Origin of the sequence: Stenotrophomonas sp. TWI169 (assembly GCF_039674705.1) — a bacterium.
Classification (GTDB): domain Bacteria; phylum Pseudomonadota; class Gammaproteobacteria; order Xanthomonadales; family Xanthomonadaceae; genus Stenotrophomonas; species Stenotrophomonas maltophilia_P.
Genome location: NZ_JBDJOB010000014.1, coordinates 40,222 through 57,167, shown reverse-complemented (window position 1 = coordinate 57,167; position 16,946 = coordinate 40,222). Strand labels below are relative to the sequence as shown.

The following is a 16,946-nucleotide window of genomic DNA, read 5'->3' as shown; positions in this document are numbered from 1 at the left end:
GGACGCAGGCGACAGCCCCGCGTCTACCATGGGCCCAAGGCACCTTGAGGGAGGCGCCGCGCCCGCGCGCCGGTCACGGCTGCGCGGACCTATAAACGGTGCAGAGAGGGAGGGAGGTCGACGGGCGCAAGCCGGTCTGCCGCTTCGATGCTGAAGATCATTTGCCTGACCGCTGCCCTGGGGGCAGCGCTGGGGACGACCGCGCATGCGGCCGACCTGGAATTCGACGGCCGCCATGCGCGTGCCGAAGCGGCTGCCAAGGGCAGCTTTGTGCTGCACACGCCGAACGGCGCTGTGCCGATTGCCGCCGCGCCGATGCGCAGCCAGACCGGAAGCGTGATGTTCGACGCGCTGTTCGCGCTGGCCCAGCAGGAGATGGCGCAGGACCGGGTCGATGCGATCCGCGACCCCGCCTTTGACGAAGGACGGCCGGTGCCATGCGACTGCTTCCAGACCGGTGCCCGCTGGCCCTACGTGTGGACCCGAGATGTCAGCTTCGCCGCCGACCTGGCGTTGGCGCGGCTGGATCCGCAGCGCACGCGTCAGTCGTTGCAGTTCAAGTTGTCGGCTGCCCGCGATGGGCGCACGCCCGGCCTGTTCGTCGCGCAGGATACCGGCTCCGGCGGCAGCTGGCCGATCAGCAGCGACCGTGTGGTGTGGTTCCTGGCCGCACGCCACCTGCTGGATGATCCTGCTTTTGCCGAACAGGTCTGGCAGGCGCTGCAGGGCACGCTGGCGCAGGACCGGGCGATGGTGTTCGACCCACAGATGGGCCTCTATCGCGGCGAAACCTCGTTCCTCGACTGGCGTGAACAGACGTATCCGGACTGGACCCGGGAGAACGTGCGCTTCATCGGTGATTCCTACGCGCTGTCCACCAACGTCCTGCACTACCAGGCACTGCGGCTGGCAGAGCAGATGGCCGCGCAGCGGGGCGATGATCGCCGTGCGCAGTACAAGGCGTGGGCCGATGAACTGGCGGTACGGATCGATGCGCGCTTCTGGCGCGACGACATGGGCCAGTACATGAGCTACATCGGTGAGGCGGCGCATCCGGTGCCCTACGCCAAGGTCGACCTGCTGGGCCTGTCGCTGGGCATCCTGGCCGACGTGCTGCCCGAGGCGCGGGCGCGCCGCGCGCTGGCGAACTACCCGATGGGGCCGGCCGGCAGCCCGGTGGTGTGGCCACAGGAAGCCCAGCAGCCGATCTACCACAACCGTGCGATCTGGCCGTTCGTCAGTGCGTATTCGCTGCGTGCTGCGCGACAGCTGGACGACGCGCCGCGCATCGCCGCCGAGATCCGCTCGCTGATGCAGGGGGCGGCACTGGCTGGTTCCAACATGGAAAACTACGAGCTGGTCAGCCAGGCCGTGCATGTGGACGAAGGCGCGCTGAGCGGGCCGGTGGTCAATTCAGAGCGCCAGCTGTGGTCGGTGGCGGGCTATCTGGCCATGGTCACCGAAGGCGTGTTCGGCGTGCAGGACGATGGCCGCGTGCAGCCCAAGCTGCCGGCCGCGCTGGTGCCGGAACTGTTCGGCACACATCCCCGTATCACGTTGGAAGCCAACGGCAAGCGCTATGTGCTGGAGCGCCCGCAGAACGTGGGCGATGGCCTGCTGGTGGCCGGCAGAACCACCACGCGTGGCAGCACCACGACGGTGCAGCTGGTCGCCGCCCCGGCAGCAACCGGTTTCGCTGCCACGACCGCGGAGGCCAACGTGCGTGCGCCGGCCACGCCGGTTGCGCCGCAGGCCCTGCGCAAGGGCGCGGGCTGGAACGTTCCGGTGGCAGCCGATCAGGTGCTGTGGAAGGATGGCAAGGCGGTCACCGACAGCAAGGGCGTGGCACGCATCAGCGACGATGGCCTACAGCATTGCCTCAGCCTGACCCGGCGCGAAGGCACGTTGGAATCGCTGCACAGCCCGATGCTCTGCGTCGGTCTGCAGCAGGTGCTGAAGGGCGAGGAACGCTGGCAGTTCACCTCGGCCAAGGCCGGGCAGGTGCGCCTGCGCCTGCAGTACCGCAACCCGAACGGGCCGATCAACACCGGCGTCACGGCTGCGGTCAAGCAACTGGTGCTGCAGTGCCCGGGCCAGCCATTGCAGCGGCATACGGTTGCGATGCCGCACAGCGTGGCCGTGCAGGACTCGACCTCGGCAACGTTCGCTGTGCCCAAGGGGCCGTGCACGGTCGTGCTTGAAGAAGGCTTCAACATGAGCGCGCTGCAGCATTTCGCGCACTACACCGGCGGAAAGGGCGGGCGCGAAGGCGTGCTCAACCAGGCGCAGGTGAAGGCGCTGACGCTGGCGCCGGTCGCCACGGCGGAGGACGCACGATGAACCGCCCTGCCAAACCGCAGCTGTCGTTCTGGCAGATCTGGAACATGTGTTTCGGCTTCCTCGGCATCCAGTTCGGTTTTGCCCTGCAGAACGCCAACGCCAGCCGCATCTTCGAGACGCTTGGCGCGGACATGGAGTCGGTGCCCGGGCTGTGGATCGCCGCACCGTTGACCGGCCTGCTGGTGCAACCGGTGATCGGTTATCTCTCCGACCGCACGTGGACGCGCTGGGGCCGGCGTCGCCCGTTCTTCATGATCGGTGCGGTGCTGACCACGCTGGCCCTGCTGGTCATGCCCAACTCGCCTGCGTTGTGGATCGCGGCGGGCACGTTGTGGGTGCTGGATGCTTCGATCAACGTATCAATGGAGCCGTTCCGGGCCTTCGTGGGCGACCAGCTGGCACCGCGCCAGCGACCGGCCGGTTACGCGATGCAGAGCTTCTTCATCGGTGTCGGTGCCATCGTTGCCAGCTTCCTGCCGTTCATCCTGGCCCACTTCGGCGTGGCCAACACAGCCGCTGCCGGCGAGGTGCCGGATACGGTGCGCTATGCGTTCTATTTCGGTGCGGCAGTGCTGCTGGCGGCGATCACCTGGACCGTGGTCAGTACCCGCGAGTATTCACCGGCAGAACTGGCCGGGTTCGATGACGCCGAGCCGCCGGCGCACCATGCCGCCGCCGCTGCGAGTGGCCCCGCACCGTGGGCGCAGGTGGCGCTGTGGCTGGGTGCAGGCGTGCTGCTGGCCGCTGTGATCGCCGCGCGCCAGGGCGACAGGATGCTCTACGTGCTGGCGGGTCTCTGCGTGGGCTATGGTGTGCTTCTTGCGCTGGCCCGTACGCTGCCGCAGGCACACATGCTGGCGGCAATCGTGGGTGATCTGCGGGCGATGCCGGTGACCATGCGCCGGTTGGCCTGGGTGCAGTTCTTCTCGTGGTTTGCGTTGTTTGCGATGTGGATCTACACCACCGCAGCGGTGGCCGGCACGCATTTCGGCTCCACCGACCCGCAGTCGGCGGCGTACAACGAGGGTGCCAACTGGGTCGGTGTGCTGTTCGGCGCCTATAACGGCTTCGCCGCACTGGCCGCCTTGCTGATCCCGCCGATGGTGCGCGCCATCGGCCTGCGCTGGAGCCACCTGGTGAACCTGTGGCTCGGCGGGCTGGGCCTGATCTCGCTGATGTTCATCAAGGACCCCACCTGGCTGCTGCTGTCCATGGCCGGCGTCGGCTTCGCCTGGGCCTCGATCCTGTCGCTGCCGTACGCCCTGCTGTCCGACAGCGTGCCGGCGGCGAAGATGGGCATCTACATGGGCCTGTTCAATTTCTTCATCGTCATTCCGCAGCTGGTCGCCGCCAGCGCGCTGGGCTTCGCACTGCGCGAGTGGCTGGGCGGAAATCCCCTGCACGTGCTGGTGCTGGGTGGAGTGAGTCTGTTCATTGCCGGGCTGTGCGTGCTTCGCGTGCCGGCCCATCAGGAGAGTGCATGATGCGTGTGTATTCCAGAATGTCGCTGGGGCTGTCGCTGGCCCTGCTCGCCACGGCGGTACAGGCCGCATCGCGCCCGGACTACGTGGGCACGCTCGAACCGTTCGCCAGCGATGCTGTGTACTTCGTGGTGACCGATCGTTTCGTCAATGGTGATCCGTCCAACGATCATCGCGACCAGGGGGGCAGCCACCGCACGTTCGACATTCCGGTGCCGTGCCCGGACAAGGTGGACGGCAACATCGGCTACCTCGGTGGCGACTTCAGGGGCGTGCTCGACAACGCCGACTACATCCGCCAGCTCGGCTTCGGCGCGGTGTGGATCACGCCGATCGTCGACAATCCGGATGAGGCGTTCACCGGCAGCAAGCCGATCAGCTGCACCAGCACGCTGACCGACCGCGGCAAGACCGGCTACCACGGTTACTGGGGCATCAACTTCTACAAACTCGACGAGCACCTGCCCAGCAAGGACCTGGACTTTGCCGGGCTGACCAAGGGCCTGCACGGTGCCGGCCTGAAGGTGGTGCTGGACATCGTCGGCAACCACGGCTCGCCGGCCTGGACCATGCCGACACGGCAGCCGCAGTTCGGCCAGATCTTCGACAAGGAGGGAAAGCTGATCGCCGACCACCAGAACCTGCCCCCGCAGAAGCTGGATCCAAAGCACAACCCGCTGCACGCGTTCTACAACACCATCGGCCCGGTCGACAGCAAGGAAGGCTCGATCTTCGATGGCAACCTGGCCGAGCTGTCCGACTTCAACCAGAACAACCCGGCGGTGATGGACTACCTCGTCGGCGCGTACCTGCAGTGGACCGCGCAGGGCGTGGACGCACTGCGCATCGATACCATCGGCTGGCTGCCGCACCCGTGGTGGCACGAGTTCGTGAACCGCATCCGTGCCGAGCATCCGAACATGTTCATGTTCGGCGAGGCCTTCGATTACGACGCCAGCAGGATTGCCGAGCACACCTGGCCGGGCAACGCCAACGTGAGCGTGCTCGACTTCCCGCTGCGTGGCGCGCTGGAACAGACCTTCGGTACCGCCGGCAAGGGCTTCGAGACGCTGGCCGAGCCGCTGCACCTGACCGGCGGCCCCTATGCCAATCCGTACGAGCTGATGAGCTTCTACGACAACCACGACATGCCACGCCTGCAGGCCAGCGACAACGGTTTCATCGACGCACACAACTGGCTGTTCACCGCCCGTGGTATCCCGGTGGTCTACTACGGCTCGGAAACCGGCTTCATGCGGGGCCGTGCCGAGCATGCCGGCAACCGTGCCTACTTCGGCCAGGCGCGGGTGGATGCCGCACCGCAGAGCCCGATCTTCGCGCCCCTGCGGCGCATCGCCCAGCTGCGCCAGGCCACCCCGGCGCTGCAGCGCGGCCTGCAGGTGAACGAGCGCCTGCGTGGCAATGAGGCGGTGTTCTTCCGTGTGCTGCAGCAGGGGGATGTGGCACAGACCGCATTGGTGCTGTTGAACAAGGGCGACAAGGCGACGGTTTTCCAGGTGGAGCGCTACCTGCAGGCGGGCCGCTGGCGCGACGCGCTGGACGGCGGTTCGTTGCAGGTGGATGCCTCCCTGAAGGCCGAAGTGCCCGCGCATGGCGTGAAGGTGTACGTGCTGGATGCCTCCGTGCAGCAGCCAGCGCTGCAGGCAGAGCTGGACAGGGCGATGGCCGACCAGAAGGCTCGGGACCAGCGTCTGGGACGGTGAGGGCGCCGCCGGGCGTGGCCCGGCGCTACCGCTCTGGTGGGTGCCAACCTCGGTTGGCACTCCCGCCCTGGTAGGTGCCAACCTTGGTTGGCACGCTCTTCGAGCAGGCTCGACCCTACAATAGGCACCCCTCACGCCGCGCCGTACCGCCATGTCCGACCTCGCCCCGCAGACCCCGATCGAAACCCTGCTGAAGGCGGCGATGGACGGGGCGGTGCCGATCCGCGCCTTCATGGAGGCCTTCGTCGCCTCCGAGGTGCTGCTGCTGACGGGCAGCCTGGTCACCCCCGACGGCAGCGGCTTCGACCCACTGCTGTTCGACAAGCAGGGCACGCTGCACGTGGCCGTGTTCACCGATCCATCGCGGGTGGGCATCTACAGCCAGCAGGCCGAACACCAGATCCGCTGGCTGATGCTGGACGTGCTGCGCCGCGTGCCGGGGGGCTACGGCGTGGTGATCAACCCGGGTACCTCGCTGGGCTTCGAGATTTCGCCCAGTGGCGTCGGCGAGATCCTGAAGGACTTCGCCCAGGGCTGAGGCCACCCGACGGGGCCGTCCACCTGCGGGCCTTGCGGCACCCGGTCCGGTGCCCGCAGGCCGGGTTCACTGCGTAGTCCCGTCCGATCACGTCCGCTGTTTCAGCCGCGCAGCGATGATTCCCGCACCACCAGCTTCACCGGGATGCTCTGGCTCTCCACCGGCTGCCGGCTGATCGAGGCCAGCAGCCGTTCCACCAGCAGTTGCCCGGCCTGCTTGGTGTCCTGCTGCACCGTGGTCAGCGCAGGGGATACCGAGGCCGCCAGCGGGATGTCATCGAACCCGGTGACCGCCACGTCCTGCGGCACCCGCAGCCCGGCCTCGCGCAGTGCACGGATCGCACCGATGGCGATCAGGTCGCTGGCGGCGCAGATCGCATCGATCGGTTCGCCTCGCGCCAGCAGCGCCTGGCAGGCTTCCTGGCCGGACGCTTCGGTGGTGATGGCATCGTGCTGCAGGGCCGGTTCGGCATGCAGCCCGTGATCGCGCAGGGCTGCCACGTGACCGCGGTAGCGCTCCTCGAATTCCGGGTAATGGCTGGAGGCGTGGCCGAGGAAGGCAATGCGCCGACAGCCCTGCTGCAGAAGATGGGTGGTGATGTCGTGCCCGCCCTGGAAGTTGTCGCTGCCGATCGATACCCCGGGCTGGCCGGGCAGGGCCGCACCCCAGCGCACGAAGTGGGTGCCCTGTTCGACCAGCCGCTGCAGGCGGTCGCGCGATTCGTGGTAGTCGCCATAGCCCAGCAGGATGATGCCGTCGGCCTTGTTGCTGTCCTCGTAGTCGGCCTGCCAGTCGGTCGACAGCTGCTGGAACGACACCAGCAGATCCTGCCCGTGCAACGCGCAGGCGCGGGTGATCGAACCCAGCATGGAGTGGAAGAACGGGTTGATCAGCGAATCGTCGTTGGTCGGGTCCTCGAAGAACAGCAGGGCCAGCGTGCCGGCATTGCGCAGGCGCAGGCTGGAGGCGTTCTTGTCCACCTTGTAGTTCAGCTCGCGGGCGATGCGCAGGATGCGTTCTCGGGTCTCCGCATTGACCATCGGGCTGCCGCGCAGGGCCCGCGACACCGTCGGCTGGGAGACGCCGGCCAGATGGGCGATGTCCAGGGAGGTGGCTTTGCCTTTGATGGTCATGGGGGAAGCGCGCGAACGAATGAGTAGGTGCCCCGGCATGATGCCATGGGGGCGCCATCGCAGCGCCGGCCGTCACTGCGGCCGGCCGCGCCGGGAGCTCCGGCCCGGATGGCTAAGTCATTGCCTTACAAGGATTTCAGTAGGATCTTTCGGTGTCTTTCGTCGCTTCTGGCCGGGCACGGAGCGGCGGCAGTGCTAAGATGCGGCGTTCTTGCATTCCCCCAAATTCATCGGGGGCGGCCCAGTGTCCTGCACCCCCGGCCGGGGCTGTGCTATCACTGGTCGACTGCCCCTGGACAACGGACGAAGGTACCTATGGCGCGCGGCATCAATAAAGTCATCCTGGTCGGCAATCTCGGCAACGACCCGGACGTGAAGTACACCCAGAGCGGCATGGCGATCACCCGCATCAGCCTGGCCACCACCAGCGTCCGCAAGGACAAGGATGGCAACCAGCAGGAACGCACCGAATGGCACCGCGTGGTGTTCTTCGGCAAGCTCGGTGAGATCGCCGGCGAGTACCTGCGCAAGGGCAGCTCGGTCTACGTCGAAGGCAGCCTGCGTTACGACAAGTACACCGGCCAGGACGGCGTGGAGAAGTACTCCACCGATATCGTCGCCGATGAGATGCAGATGCTGGGCGGCCGCGGTGAAGGCGGTGGCGGTGGTGGCGGCAACTACGGCGGTGATCGTCCGCAGCGCCAGCAGGCACCGCGCCAGGAGTACGGCGGTGGTGGCCAGCGTGGTGGACAGGGCGGTGGCTATGGCAACCAGGGCGGCAACCAGGGTGGCGGTTACGGCAACCAGGGCGGCAACCAGCGCCCGCAGCCGCAGCAGTCGGCGCCGCCGATGGACGATTTTGCTGACGACGACATTCCGTTCTGATCGGACGCGCGTCCGCAGGAAACAGAAAGCCCCGCCGATGCGGGGCTTTTCTTTTTTCCACGGCAGGCCGGCGTTGTGCCGCGCAGCATGGTTTTTCGTGCACCGCGTCTTGCAAAAAAAAGAATTCCTCCCTTATGGTGCAATCGATTGCATTGCTGTGAATCGTTGCGTTTGATACCGGTTGGGAGGCCGGCAGATGGATGTCCATCCATTCGATGGGACCGGCATCGAGGCTTACGCGGCGCGATGCGTTGCGCATGGCGTTCGCTGGCGGCCTTGGCCTGGCTGCGACAGCCGCGCTGCCCTCGTTCGCCGCCCAGGCCCCACTCAAGGGCAACCTGAAGCATTCCGTCGCCCGCTGGACGTTCCCGCAGCAGTCGGTCGCCCAGCTCTGCCAGACGGTGAAGGATATCGGCTTCGCCGCCATCGATCTGGTGGGGCCGGCGGACTGGCCCACACTGAAGGCGCATGGCGTCTACAGCTCCATGTGCAACGGCGCCGAGATCAGCCTGACCCAAGGCTTTGCCGGCCGCCAGTATCACGATGCACTGGTGGAGCGCTACGCGCGGCACATCGATCTGGTGGCCGATGCCGGCTACCGCAACCTCATCTGCTTCTCCGGCAATCGTGACGGCATGGATCCGCGGGAAGGCCTGGAGAATGCCGAAGCCGGGCTGAAGCGCATCCTCGGCCATGCCGAGAAGCGTGGTGTCGTGCTGGTGATGGAGCTGCTGAACTCCAGGGTCGATCATCCCGATTACCTGTGCGATCACTCCGCATGGGGCGTCGAGCTGTGCCAGCGGCTCGGATCGGACAATTTCGGCCTGCTGTACGACATCTATCACATGCAGATCATGGAGGGCGACATCATCGCCACCATCGGCAGGCATCACCGCTTCTTCAAGCACTACCACACCGCAGGTGTGCCAGGCCGGCACGAGATCGGTGACCAGCAGGAACTGCATTATCCGGCCATCTGTCGCGCGATCCGCGACACCGGCTTCGAGGGGTATCTGGCGCAGGAGTTCATGCCTGCGGCACCCGATCCCGTCGGCTCGCTGCGCGAGGCGATCCGCCTCTGCGACGTCTGAAACGATATCCACCCAGGTGAAGTAGACCCATGGCAGACAATCATTACGACGCCATCGTTGTTGGCTCGGGAATCAGTGGCGGTTGGGCGGCGAAGGAACTGACTGAGAAGGGCCTGAAGGTCCTGATGCTGGAACGCGGGCGCAACATCGAGCACGTCAAGGACTACGTCAATGCGATGAAGGAGGCGTGGGATTTCCCGCACCGCAACCGGCCGACACAGGCGATGAAGGCCGCCTTCCCCGTATTGATGCGCGACTACGGCCTGGCCGAGAACCTGGAAGGGATGTGGGCCAATGAGCAGGAGTCACCGTACACCGAGACCAAGCGCTTCGACTGGTTCCGTGGCTACCACGTAGGCGGCCGTTCGCTGATGTGGGGGCGGCAGAGCTACCGCTTCTCCGATCTGGATTTCGAAGCCAACCTCAAGGACGGCATCGCTACTGACTGGCCGATCCGCTACGCCGACATCGCACCCTGGTACGACCATGTGGAGAAGTTCGCCGGTATCGCCGGTACGCGCGAGGGACTGGACGTGCTGCCGGACGGTGAATTTCTGCCGCCGATCCCGCTGAACATCGTAGAGAAGGATGTGGCCGCGCGGATCAGGAAGGCGTTTGGCGGAACGCGGCACATGATCCACTCGCGTACCGCCAACATCACCCAGCCCATGCCCGAGCAGGGGCGCGTGAACTGCCAGTACCGCAACAAGTGCATCCTGGGCTGTCCCTTCGGTGCCTACTTCTCGACCCAGGCGGCGACGCTGCCGGCGGCGATGAAAACGGGCAATCTGACATTGCGGCCCTTCTCGATCGTCAAGGAAGTGCTGTACGACAAGGACCGCAAGCGCGCGCGCGGTGTGGAGGTCATCGATGCCGAGACCGGGTTGACCTATCAGTACACGGCCAAGGTCATTTTCCTCAACGCATCCTCCTTCAACTCGACCTGGATGCTGATGAACTCGGCCACCGATGTCTGGGAGGGCGGCCTGGGGTCGTCATCCGGCGAGCTGGGGCACAACGTGATGGACCATCATTTTGGTGCCGGTGCCTCAGGCCGGGTCGAGGGTTACGACGACAAGTACTACTTCGGTCGCCGCCCCTGCGGCTTCTACATTCCGCGCTTCCGCAACGTCGCTGCGGACAAGCGCAGCTACCTGCGCGGATTCGGCTACCAGGGCGGTGCCAGCCGCACCGGGTGGTCGCGCGAGATCGCCGAGCTGAACATCGGTGCCGACCTGAAGGAGGCCCTGACCCTGCCGGGCGACTGGCGCATCGGCATGACCGGATTCGGCGAGATGCTGCCGCACCACGACAACACGATCCGCCTGGATCCACAGCGCAAGGACAAGTGGGGGCTGCCGGTGCTGGCGATGGACGTTTCGATGCGCTCGAACGAACTGGCGATGCGCAAGGACATGGCGGCCGACGCTGCCGAGATGCTGGAGGCAGCCGGCGTCAAGGACGTGGAGATGCACGACAACGACTACGCCCCGGGCAAGGGCATCCATGAAATGGGCACGGCCCGCATGGGCCGCGATCGCAGAAGCTCCGTGCTCAACCAGCACAATCAGGTCTGGGATGCGCCGAATGTCTATGTGACTGATGGCGCCTGCATGACCTCCAGCGCGTGCGTGAATCCATCGCTGACGTACATGGCGCTGACGGCACGGGCCGCCGACCATGCCGTACGCGAACTGAAAGCGGGGAACCTGTGATGGACCGTCGCGAACTGTTGAAGATGATCGTCGCCGCCACCGGCGCGGCCATGGTGGGCCTGCCCGCACTGGCCGCAGGGCAGAGCGCGACGACAGGATCGAAGGCCGCGTTCTCTGCCGCTGACATCAGCATGCTGGACGAGATCGCTGAAACCATCCTGCCGCGAACCACAACGCCGGGCGCGAAGGATGCCGGCGCGGGCCCGTTCATGGCGCTGTTCGTCACCGATTGCTACACCCCCCGGCAGCAGGCGATATTCCGCGCCGGCCTGGTCGATATCGACAAGCGTGCCGGTGGCCGCTTCGTGTCGCTTCCCTCGCAGGCCCGCAGCGAACTGTTGCGCACCCTGGATGCGGAAGCCCGGGCGCACGTCGTCGAGGTCACCGAGACCGGTACCGCCGAAGAGGGGGAGGCTGCGCCGCACTACTTCACGATGATCAAGCAGCTGGTCATCTTCGGCTTCTTCACCTCGAAGGTCGGTGCGACCGAAGTGCTGAAGTACGTTGCGGTGCCGGGTCGCTATGACGGCGATCTTGCCTATACGCCCGGCACGCCGGCGTGGGGGACCAGCTGATGGACCTCCACGCCTCGACCCTCCACCTTGATCCGGAAGCACGATGAACCGACCTCTCCTGACAGTGGCCTGCCTGCTGGGCACCGCACCCGTGTTCGCGCAGGACGCCGGCGACCCTGCGCGCGATCCGGCGAAGACCGAAGTGTGGACGCCGGTTCCCGCGGTCGTGGCGACGCCACCGGGCCGCGCGCCCTCCGATGCGATCGTGCTGTTCGATGGCAAGGATCTGTCGCGCTGGGAGTCGGAGCAGGGCGGACCCGTGCCCTGGACCGTTGCTGATGGCGCGCTGACCGTGGTGCCCGGCAGCAAGGGCATCCGCACCAGGCAGCGCTTCTGCGATGTCCAGCTGCATGTCGAGTGGCGCACGCCCACCGCGACCGCCGGATTCGACGGCCAGCACCGCGGCAACAGTGGCATCTTCCTGCAGGAGGTGTACGAACTGCAGGTGCTCGACAGCTACAACAATCCCACCTATGCCAACGGCCAGGCCGGATCGATGTACAAGCAGGCCATTCCGTTGGTGAACGCCTCGCGTGCGCCCGGCGAGTGGCAGGCCTACGACATCATCTGGAAGGCCCCGCGTTTCTCGGCTGGCGGTGGGCTCACCTCGCCAGCCCGCATCACCGTGCTGCACAACGGTGTGCTGGTGCAGGACGACACGGTGCTGGCGGGCAAGACCGAGTACATCGGCGCGCCTTCCTACGCGCCACATGCCTGTGCGCCGCTGTACCTGCAGGAGCACGACGCCAGGGTGAGCTACCGCAACATCTGGGTGCGCGAGCTGTAGCGCACCCTCATGCCTACTTCGCCAGGTAGCTGGCGATGTTGTCGATCTCCTGCTGCGACAGCTGCGGGAAGGGGGGCATCAAGCCGCCGCCCTGCTTGATCTTGTCCTTGATCTGCGCAGGCTGAAGCCGTTTGCTGACGTCGGTGAGCGCAGGGAACGTCGGTGGCACGCCGGCGCGCTCCGCACCGTGGCAGGCCACGCAGTGCGTTGCGTAGAGCTGCGCTCCGGCAGCAGGGTCTTCCTTGCACCACGCCGCAGCGGCCAGCAGGGTGCCGCACAGCGCGACAGTCACTTTCAGAATCGTTTTCAAGCTGGGCTCCTTCGCGGGCTAGCGCTGTGCACCGGCAGGCACGCGGGCAGTCAGGTTTTCACGCAGATAGTCCGCACCGGTGCGGATGACGGTGGCTGGATCGCGGGGTTGGTCGTGCTCGAGGATGTACCACTGCACGCCGGCCGTGGCGGCGGCGGGCAGGATCGCCTTCCAGTCCAGGACGCCCTGGCCCACGGCGGCGAAGCCGCCTTCATCCTCAGCCTGGCCCTTCGGGGCATTGTCCTTGGCGTGCACCGCGAACAGGCGGCCTTTGAATCTGCCCAGCATCACCGCCGGGTCATGGCCGGCCCGTGCGACCCAGGCCAGGTCCAGCTCGGTCTGCAGATCGGGGCCGGCCGCAGCGAACAGCAGTTCCAGTCCGGTCGTGCCATTGAAGTCGGCCAGCTCGAAGTCGTGGTTGTGATAGGCCAGGCGCATGCCCTTGGCACGAGCCTGCTTCGAGAGCTGGCCCAGTTCCTTGCCCAGCGCCGTCCAGCCGGCAGCGTCGGTGGGGCGGTCTTTCTCGGCCAGATAGGGCACTACCAGCGTGGTGTTGCCGATGGCCCGGTTGAAGGCGACCACGCCATCCAGGTCACTGCGCAGATCGGCCAGCTGCGTGTGCGAGGAAATCGCCTTGATCGAATACTTGTCGAGCAGCTGCTTGAGTTCGGCAGCGCTGACATTCTGCGTACCGACTGTTTCCACGGCGCGCACGCCGGCGTCGTGGACGATCTTCAGCTGCTGGTCGAGCGAGCCGGCATTGCGCAACGTGTACATCTGCACCGCGATGGGCGTGTGCAGGTCGGTGGCATCGCGCGCGAAGGCGGGCAGGGCAACGAGCAGCAGCAGTGCAAGGCTTGCGGTCCTGCGGATACGGATGTTCATCAGGCAGTCCTCCGGGAATTCAATCGATGGCCGTCCAGGCACGTGACCTGGCGGATGCGATGACGCGTGTGACGATCCGCGCCGAGCGCAGGCCGTCATCGAAGGTGGGCAGGCCCTCCGGCTGCTCGCCCGCAATGGCACGGTAGGTGTCGGCGACAAACGCCTCGAAGCAGTTGCCGTAGCCCTGCGCGTGTCCGGCCGGCAAGACCGACAATCTGCGTTGTTCGGCGCTGCCGGCACCGGGCCCGCGCACGAAGCTATCCTCGCGCTGGTCGGGCCGGCCGATCCACAGCCGCTCGGCATCTTCCTGGTTGAAGGCCACGCTGGCCCTGGCGCCGTCAATCTCGAACCACAGCCGGTTGTGGCGTCCGGCCGAAACCTGGCTGACCGTCAACGAGGCGAGCGTACCCGCACTCGTGCGCAACATCGCCGTGGCCACATCCTCGCTGGAAACAGCCTGCGTCGTGCCGCCGGCGGCCGGCGTGGTGAAGCTCTGCCCGGTGACCGCGCCGCGCTCGGCGATGACGGTGGCGAACGCGGCACTGACCTCGGCGAAGCGTTCGCCGCTGACCCATTCCACAAGGTCGCACCAGTGCGAGCCGATATCGGCGAACACGCGCGAGGTGCCGCCCAACGAGGGGTCGACACGCCAGTTGTTGCTGGCCGGATCCAGCAGCCAGTCCTGCAGGTAGCTGCCGTGGATCAGGTGCAGTGGCCCCAGCTCGCCCTGCGCGATGCGTGCGCGTGCCTCGCGGACCACCGGGTGATAGCGGTAGACGAAGGGGACCGTAGCGACCAGACCGGTCCTGGCGGCCAACGCGGCCAATGCCTGGGCGTCTTCCAGGGTGGTGGCCAGTGGCTTCTCGCAGATCACGTGCTTGCCGGCTTCCAGCGCGGCCTGCGCCATGGCGCGGTGCAGATGGTTGGGCGTGCACACATGCACGACCTGCACCTGCGGATCGCTGACCACCTCCTCGATATCGCGGTAGGCATGCGCGACGTTCCACGCCTGCGCCACCTCCTGCGCGCGCTGCGGGGAAGAGGCCGCCACGCCGCGGACCTCGGCCCCGGCCAGCAGTGCCGCGCGGCGATGCACCGCACCGATCATGCCCGTGCCGACGATGGCGATTCCAAGCTTGGACATCCGATGGGTTCCTCAGGGTGCGGTGGGAGCGGGCGCGACAGCGGGGCGGTCGCGGAACAGCAGCAGGAAGGCGATCAGCACCACCAGTGCGACGCCGGCCGGGAACAGCCAGATCTGCTGCCAGTCCGGACCCGCCGCCGTGGTGAAGTGCTCCACCACCGCACCGGACAGGAACGTGCCGATCAGCATGCCTACGCCGTACGTCGCCAGGGTGATGAAGCCCTGGGCGCTGCTGCGCGCGTCGGGGCCGGCGTGTGCGTCGGTATAGATCTGGCCTGTGACGAAGAAGAAGTCGTAGCAGATGCCGTGCAGCACGATGCCGATCACCAGCAGGGAGAACGCACCGCCGGCGTCGCCAAAGGCGAACATCACATAGCGCACCACCCACGCAGCCATGCCTACCGCCAGCATGGTCTTTACCCCCAGGCGGACGAACAGGAACGGCATGGCCAGCATCAGCAGCACTTCCGAGACCTGGCCCAGCGACTGCAGGCCGGCCGCGCCGCGCACGCCGAGGTCGTTGAGATACGGATTGGTGAAGTTGTAGTAGAACGCCAACGGAATGCAGATGGCGATGGAGGCGAGGAAGAACACCAGGTAGGAGCGCGACTTCAGCAGGCGCAGCGAGTCCAGGCCCAGGATCTGCCCCAGTCCCGCATCGCGCTGCCTGGCCAGCGGCGGTGTGTGCGGCAGGGTGAAGGCATACAGACCCAGGGCCAGCGACGCCATCGCCGCCATGCGGAAGGTCAGTTCGAGCCGATGCGCCTGCTCCCAGCCCAGCCAGCCGATCAGCACGCCGGCCACGATCCAGCCGACACTGCCGGCCACGCGCACCAGCGGGAACTGCTTCTCAGGCGACTGCATATGGCGCATCGCCACGCTGTTGGCCAGGGCCAGCGTCGGCATGAAAAGCAGCATGTAACCCATGACACAAGCGAAGAACGTGTTGAAGTCCGTCGCCGTGGATGCGAACCACATCAGCACCGCACCGGCCAGGTGCAGCACTCCGAGAATGCGCTGCGCCGCAAAGTAGCGATCGGCTATCAGGCCGACCAGGAACGGGGCGACGATGGCACCGATGGACTGGCTGAGGAAGGCGGTGGCCACCTGGCTGGCGCTGGCCTGCAGCGGGCCCTGCACCAGATACGTCCCCAGGGTCACGAACCACGCGCCCCAGATGAAGAACTGCAGGAACATCATCGCGCCCAAGCGCGACATGGCGTGCGTCATGGCTTGCCCTCCCGGGGCGGTAGTGGCTCAGAGTCCCAGCATGCGGCGCAGTGATTCCGGCGGCGTGCCGCTGCCGGCGAAGTCGTCGAAGGCATGTTCGGTCACGCGGATGATGTGGTCACGGACGAAGGCGGCTCCCTCGCGTGCGCCGTCCTCCGGGTGCTTCAGGCAGCACTCCCACTCCACGACCGCCCAGCCCGGGAAATCGTACTGCGCGAACTTGGAGAAGATCGCCTTGAAGTCGATCTGGCCGTCGCCGAGCGAGCGGAAGCGCCCCGGCCGGTCGATCCAGTCCTGGTAACTGCCATAGACGCCGCTGCGCGCGCTGGGCCGGAATTCCGCGTCCTTGACGTGGAAGATGCCGATGCGATCGTGATACCGGTCGATGAAGCCCAGGTAGTCGATCTGCTGCAGCAGCAGATGGCTGGGGTCGTACAGCATCTTCGCGCGTGGGTGGTGGTCCACCACATCGAGGAAGCGCTCGAAGGTGGCACCGTCGTGCAGATCCTCGCCCGGGTGGATCTCGAAGCACAGGTCCACGCCGCTGGCGTCGAACGCCTCCAGGATGGGACGCCAGCGCCGGCCGAGTTCGGCGAAGGCTTCTTCCACCAGTCCCGGTGGGCGTTGCGGCCAGGGATAGAAGTAGGGCCAGGCCAGCGCGCCGGAGAACGTGGCATGCGCGGTCAATCCCAGGCGTTGGCTGGCGCGGGCGGCCAGCTTCAACTGTTCCACCGCCCAGGCTTGGCGCGCGGCGGGGTTGCCGCGCTTATCCACCGGCGCGAAGCCGTCAAACAGGCTGTCGTAGGCGGGGTGGACGGCGACCAGCTGTCCCTGCAGATGGGTGGACAGCTCGGTGATCTGCAGGCCATGGTCGGCCAGCATGCCGCTGATGTCGTCGCAGTACGCCTGGCTGCGCGCGGCCTCGGCCAGATCGAACAGATGCGGCGCGTTCGTCGGCACTTGTACGCCACAATAGCCCAGGCCCGCAGCCCAGCCGGCCAGCGTGTCCAGCCGATCAAAAGGAGGTGTTTCGCTGATGAACTGCGCCAGGAACAGCGCCGGACCCTTGAGCGTCTTCAACGTGGTTCGCCCGCGATGCAATCGATTG

15 protein-coding genes are annotated in these 16,946 nt (G+C 66.5%); 9 read left to right on the top strand and 6 right to left on the bottom strand.

Features of this window, described 5'->3' with window-relative positions; genetic code table 11:
• The first annotated feature begins 147 nt into the window (after positions 1 to 147).
• The 4 genes from ABE543_RS12120 to ABE543_RS12105 all read left to right on the top strand — a co-directional run bounded on the left by ABE543_RS12120 (position 148) and on the right by ABE543_RS12105 (position 6,083).
• A complete protein-coding gene (locus tag ABE543_RS12120) occupies positions 148 to 2,340 on the top strand; it encodes a Six-hairpin glycosidase-like protein (protein WP_346475723.1) in 2,193 nt (730 codons plus the stop codon).
• Entirely contained in the window at positions 2,337 to 3,824 is a 1,488-nt protein-coding gene (locus tag ABE543_RS12115; protein WP_277381482.1) for an MFS transporter, read from the top strand. The genes ABE543_RS12120 and ABE543_RS12115 overlap by 4 nt, the downstream gene beginning before the upstream one ends.
• Before the next feature lie 5 nt (positions 3,825 to 3,829).
• Positions 3,830 to 5,545, top strand: a complete 1,716-nt coding sequence (locus tag ABE543_RS12110; protein ID WP_322522899.1) for an alpha-amylase family glycosyl hydrolase — start codon at positions 3,830 to 3,832, stop codon at positions 5,543 to 5,545.
• 151 nt (positions 5,546 to 5,696) lie between these two features.
• Positions 5,697 to 6,083 carry an SseB family protein gene (locus ABE543_RS12105; protein WP_164151766.1) on the top strand — a complete coding sequence of 129 codons (387 nt, stop codon included), beginning with the start codon at positions 5,697 to 5,699 and terminating at the stop codon, positions 6,081 to 6,083.
• A 101-nt stretch (positions 6,084 to 6,184) separates the two neighbouring features.
• Here the strand turns inward: ABE543_RS12105 and ABE543_RS12100 are convergent, their stop codons facing one another.
• Positions 6,185 to 7,216, bottom strand: coding sequence for a LacI family DNA-binding transcriptional regulator (locus ABE543_RS12100; protein WP_053516684.1), 1,032 nt, complete (start codon positions 7,214 to 7,216; stop codon positions 6,185 to 6,187).
• Positions 7,217 to 7,531: 315 nt separating this feature from the next.
• On the opposite strand from ABE543_RS12100, the gene ABE543_RS12095 reads away from it, so the two are divergent.
• From ABE543_RS12095 to ABE543_RS12075, 5 genes are all read left to right on the top strand, one after another.
• Positions 7,532 to 8,101 carry a single-stranded DNA-binding protein gene (locus tag ABE543_RS12095; protein ID WP_053516685.1) on the top strand — a complete coding sequence of 190 codons (570 nt, stop codon included), beginning with the start codon at positions 7,532 to 7,534 and terminating at the stop codon, positions 8,099 to 8,101.
• A gap of 200 nt (positions 8,102 to 8,301) precedes the next feature.
• Positions 8,302 to 9,192 carry a TIM barrel protein gene (locus ABE543_RS12090; protein WP_181452097.1) on the top strand — a complete coding sequence of 297 codons (891 nt, stop codon included), beginning with the start codon at positions 8,302 to 8,304 and terminating at the stop codon, positions 9,190 to 9,192.
• A gap of 29 nt (positions 9,193 to 9,221) precedes the next feature.
• Positions 9,222 to 10,907, top strand: coding sequence for a GMC family oxidoreductase (locus tag ABE543_RS12085; RefSeq protein ID WP_164151768.1), 1,686 nt, complete (start codon positions 9,222 to 9,224; stop codon positions 10,905 to 10,907).
• Positions 10,907 to 11,482 carry a gluconate 2-dehydrogenase subunit 3 family protein gene (locus tag ABE543_RS12080; protein ID WP_065174572.1) on the top strand — a complete coding sequence of 192 codons (576 nt, stop codon included), beginning with the start codon at positions 10,907 to 10,909 and terminating at the stop codon, positions 11,480 to 11,482. The genes ABE543_RS12085 and ABE543_RS12080 overlap by 1 nt, the downstream gene beginning before the upstream one ends.
• A 43-nt stretch (positions 11,483 to 11,525) precedes the next feature.
• The gene (locus ABE543_RS12075) at positions 11,526 to 12,269 is read left to right on the top strand and encodes a DUF1080 domain-containing protein (RefSeq protein WP_346475722.1); all 744 of its coding nucleotides are present in this window, start codon (positions 11,526 to 11,528) and stop codon (positions 12,267 to 12,269) included.
• Between the two features lie 13 nt (positions 12,270 to 12,282).
• On the opposite strand, the gene ABE543_RS12070 is transcribed toward ABE543_RS12075, so the two are convergent.
• The 5 genes from ABE543_RS12070 to ABE543_RS12050 are packed head-to-tail and all read right to left on the bottom strand — an operon-like array spanning position 12,283 to position 16,918.
• Positions 12,283 to 12,579, bottom strand: a complete 297-nt coding sequence (locus ABE543_RS12070; RefSeq protein WP_053516691.1) for a cytochrome c — start codon at positions 12,577 to 12,579, stop codon at positions 12,283 to 12,285.
• A gap of 18 nt (positions 12,580 to 12,597) precedes the next feature.
• Entirely contained in the window at positions 12,598 to 13,464 is an 867-nt protein-coding gene (locus tag ABE543_RS12065) for a sugar phosphate isomerase/epimerase (RefSeq protein WP_346475721.1), read from the bottom strand.
• Positions 13,465 to 13,483: 19 nt separating this feature from the next.
• Positions 13,484 to 14,608 (bottom strand): Gfo/Idh/MocA family oxidoreductase, encoded by a 1,125-nt coding sequence (locus ABE543_RS12060; protein ID WP_197600820.1) that lies wholly within the window; start codon positions 14,606 to 14,608, stop codon positions 13,484 to 13,486.
• A gap of 12 nt (positions 14,609 to 14,620) precedes the next feature.
• Complete coding sequence (locus tag ABE543_RS12055; RefSeq protein ID WP_180875415.1) at positions 14,621 to 15,838, bottom strand: nucleoside permease; 1,218 nt, start codon at positions 15,836 to 15,838, stop codon at positions 14,621 to 14,623.
• A gap of 27 nt (positions 15,839 to 15,865) precedes the next feature.
• A complete protein-coding gene (locus tag ABE543_RS12050) occupies positions 15,866 to 16,918 on the bottom strand; it encodes a sugar phosphate isomerase/epimerase family protein (RefSeq protein ID WP_346475720.1) in 1,053 nt (350 codons plus the stop codon).
• Positions 16,919 to 16,946: the final 28 nt, after the last annotated feature.

Coding starts and splice junctions, on each gene's coding strand:
- ABE543_RS12120 (WP_346475723.1), top strand. CDS start 148: ATGCTGAAGATCATTTGCCTGACCGCTGCCCTGGGGGCAGCGCTGGGG.
- ABE543_RS12115 (WP_277381482.1), top strand. CDS start 2,337: ATGAACCGCCCTGCCAAACCGCAGCTGTCGTTCTGGCAGATCTGGAAC.
- ABE543_RS12105 (WP_164151766.1), top strand. CDS start 5,697: ATGTCCGACCTCGCCCCGCAGACCCCGATCGAAACCCTGCTGAAGGCG.
- ABE543_RS12100 (WP_053516684.1), bottom strand. CDS start 7,216: ATGACCATCAAAGGCAAAGCCACCTCCCTGGACATCGCCCATCTGGCC.
- ABE543_RS12095 (WP_053516685.1), top strand. CDS start 7,532: ATGGCGCGCGGCATCAATAAAGTCATCCTGGTCGGCAATCTCGGCAAC.
- ABE543_RS12090 (WP_181452097.1), top strand. CDS start 8,302: ATGTCCATCCATTCGATGGGACCGGCATCGAGGCTTACGCGGCGCGAT.
- ABE543_RS12085 (WP_164151768.1), top strand. CDS start 9,222: ATGGCAGACAATCATTACGACGCCATCGTTGTTGGCTCGGGAATCAGT.
- ABE543_RS12080 (WP_065174572.1), top strand. CDS start 10,907: ATGGACCGTCGCGAACTGTTGAAGATGATCGTCGCCGCCACCGGCGCG.
- ABE543_RS12075 (WP_346475722.1), top strand. CDS start 11,526: ATGAACCGACCTCTCCTGACAGTGGCCTGCCTGCTGGGCACCGCACCC.
- ABE543_RS12065 (WP_346475721.1), bottom strand. CDS start 13,464: ATGAACATCCGTATCCGCAGGACCGCAAGCCTTGCACTGCTGCTGCTC.
- ABE543_RS12060 (WP_197600820.1), bottom strand. CDS start 14,608: ATGTCCAAGCTTGGAATCGCCATCGTCGGCACGGGCATGATCGGTGCG.
- ABE543_RS12055 (WP_180875415.1), bottom strand. CDS start 15,838: ATGACGCACGCCATGTCGCGCTTGGGCGCGATGATGTTCCTGCAGTTC.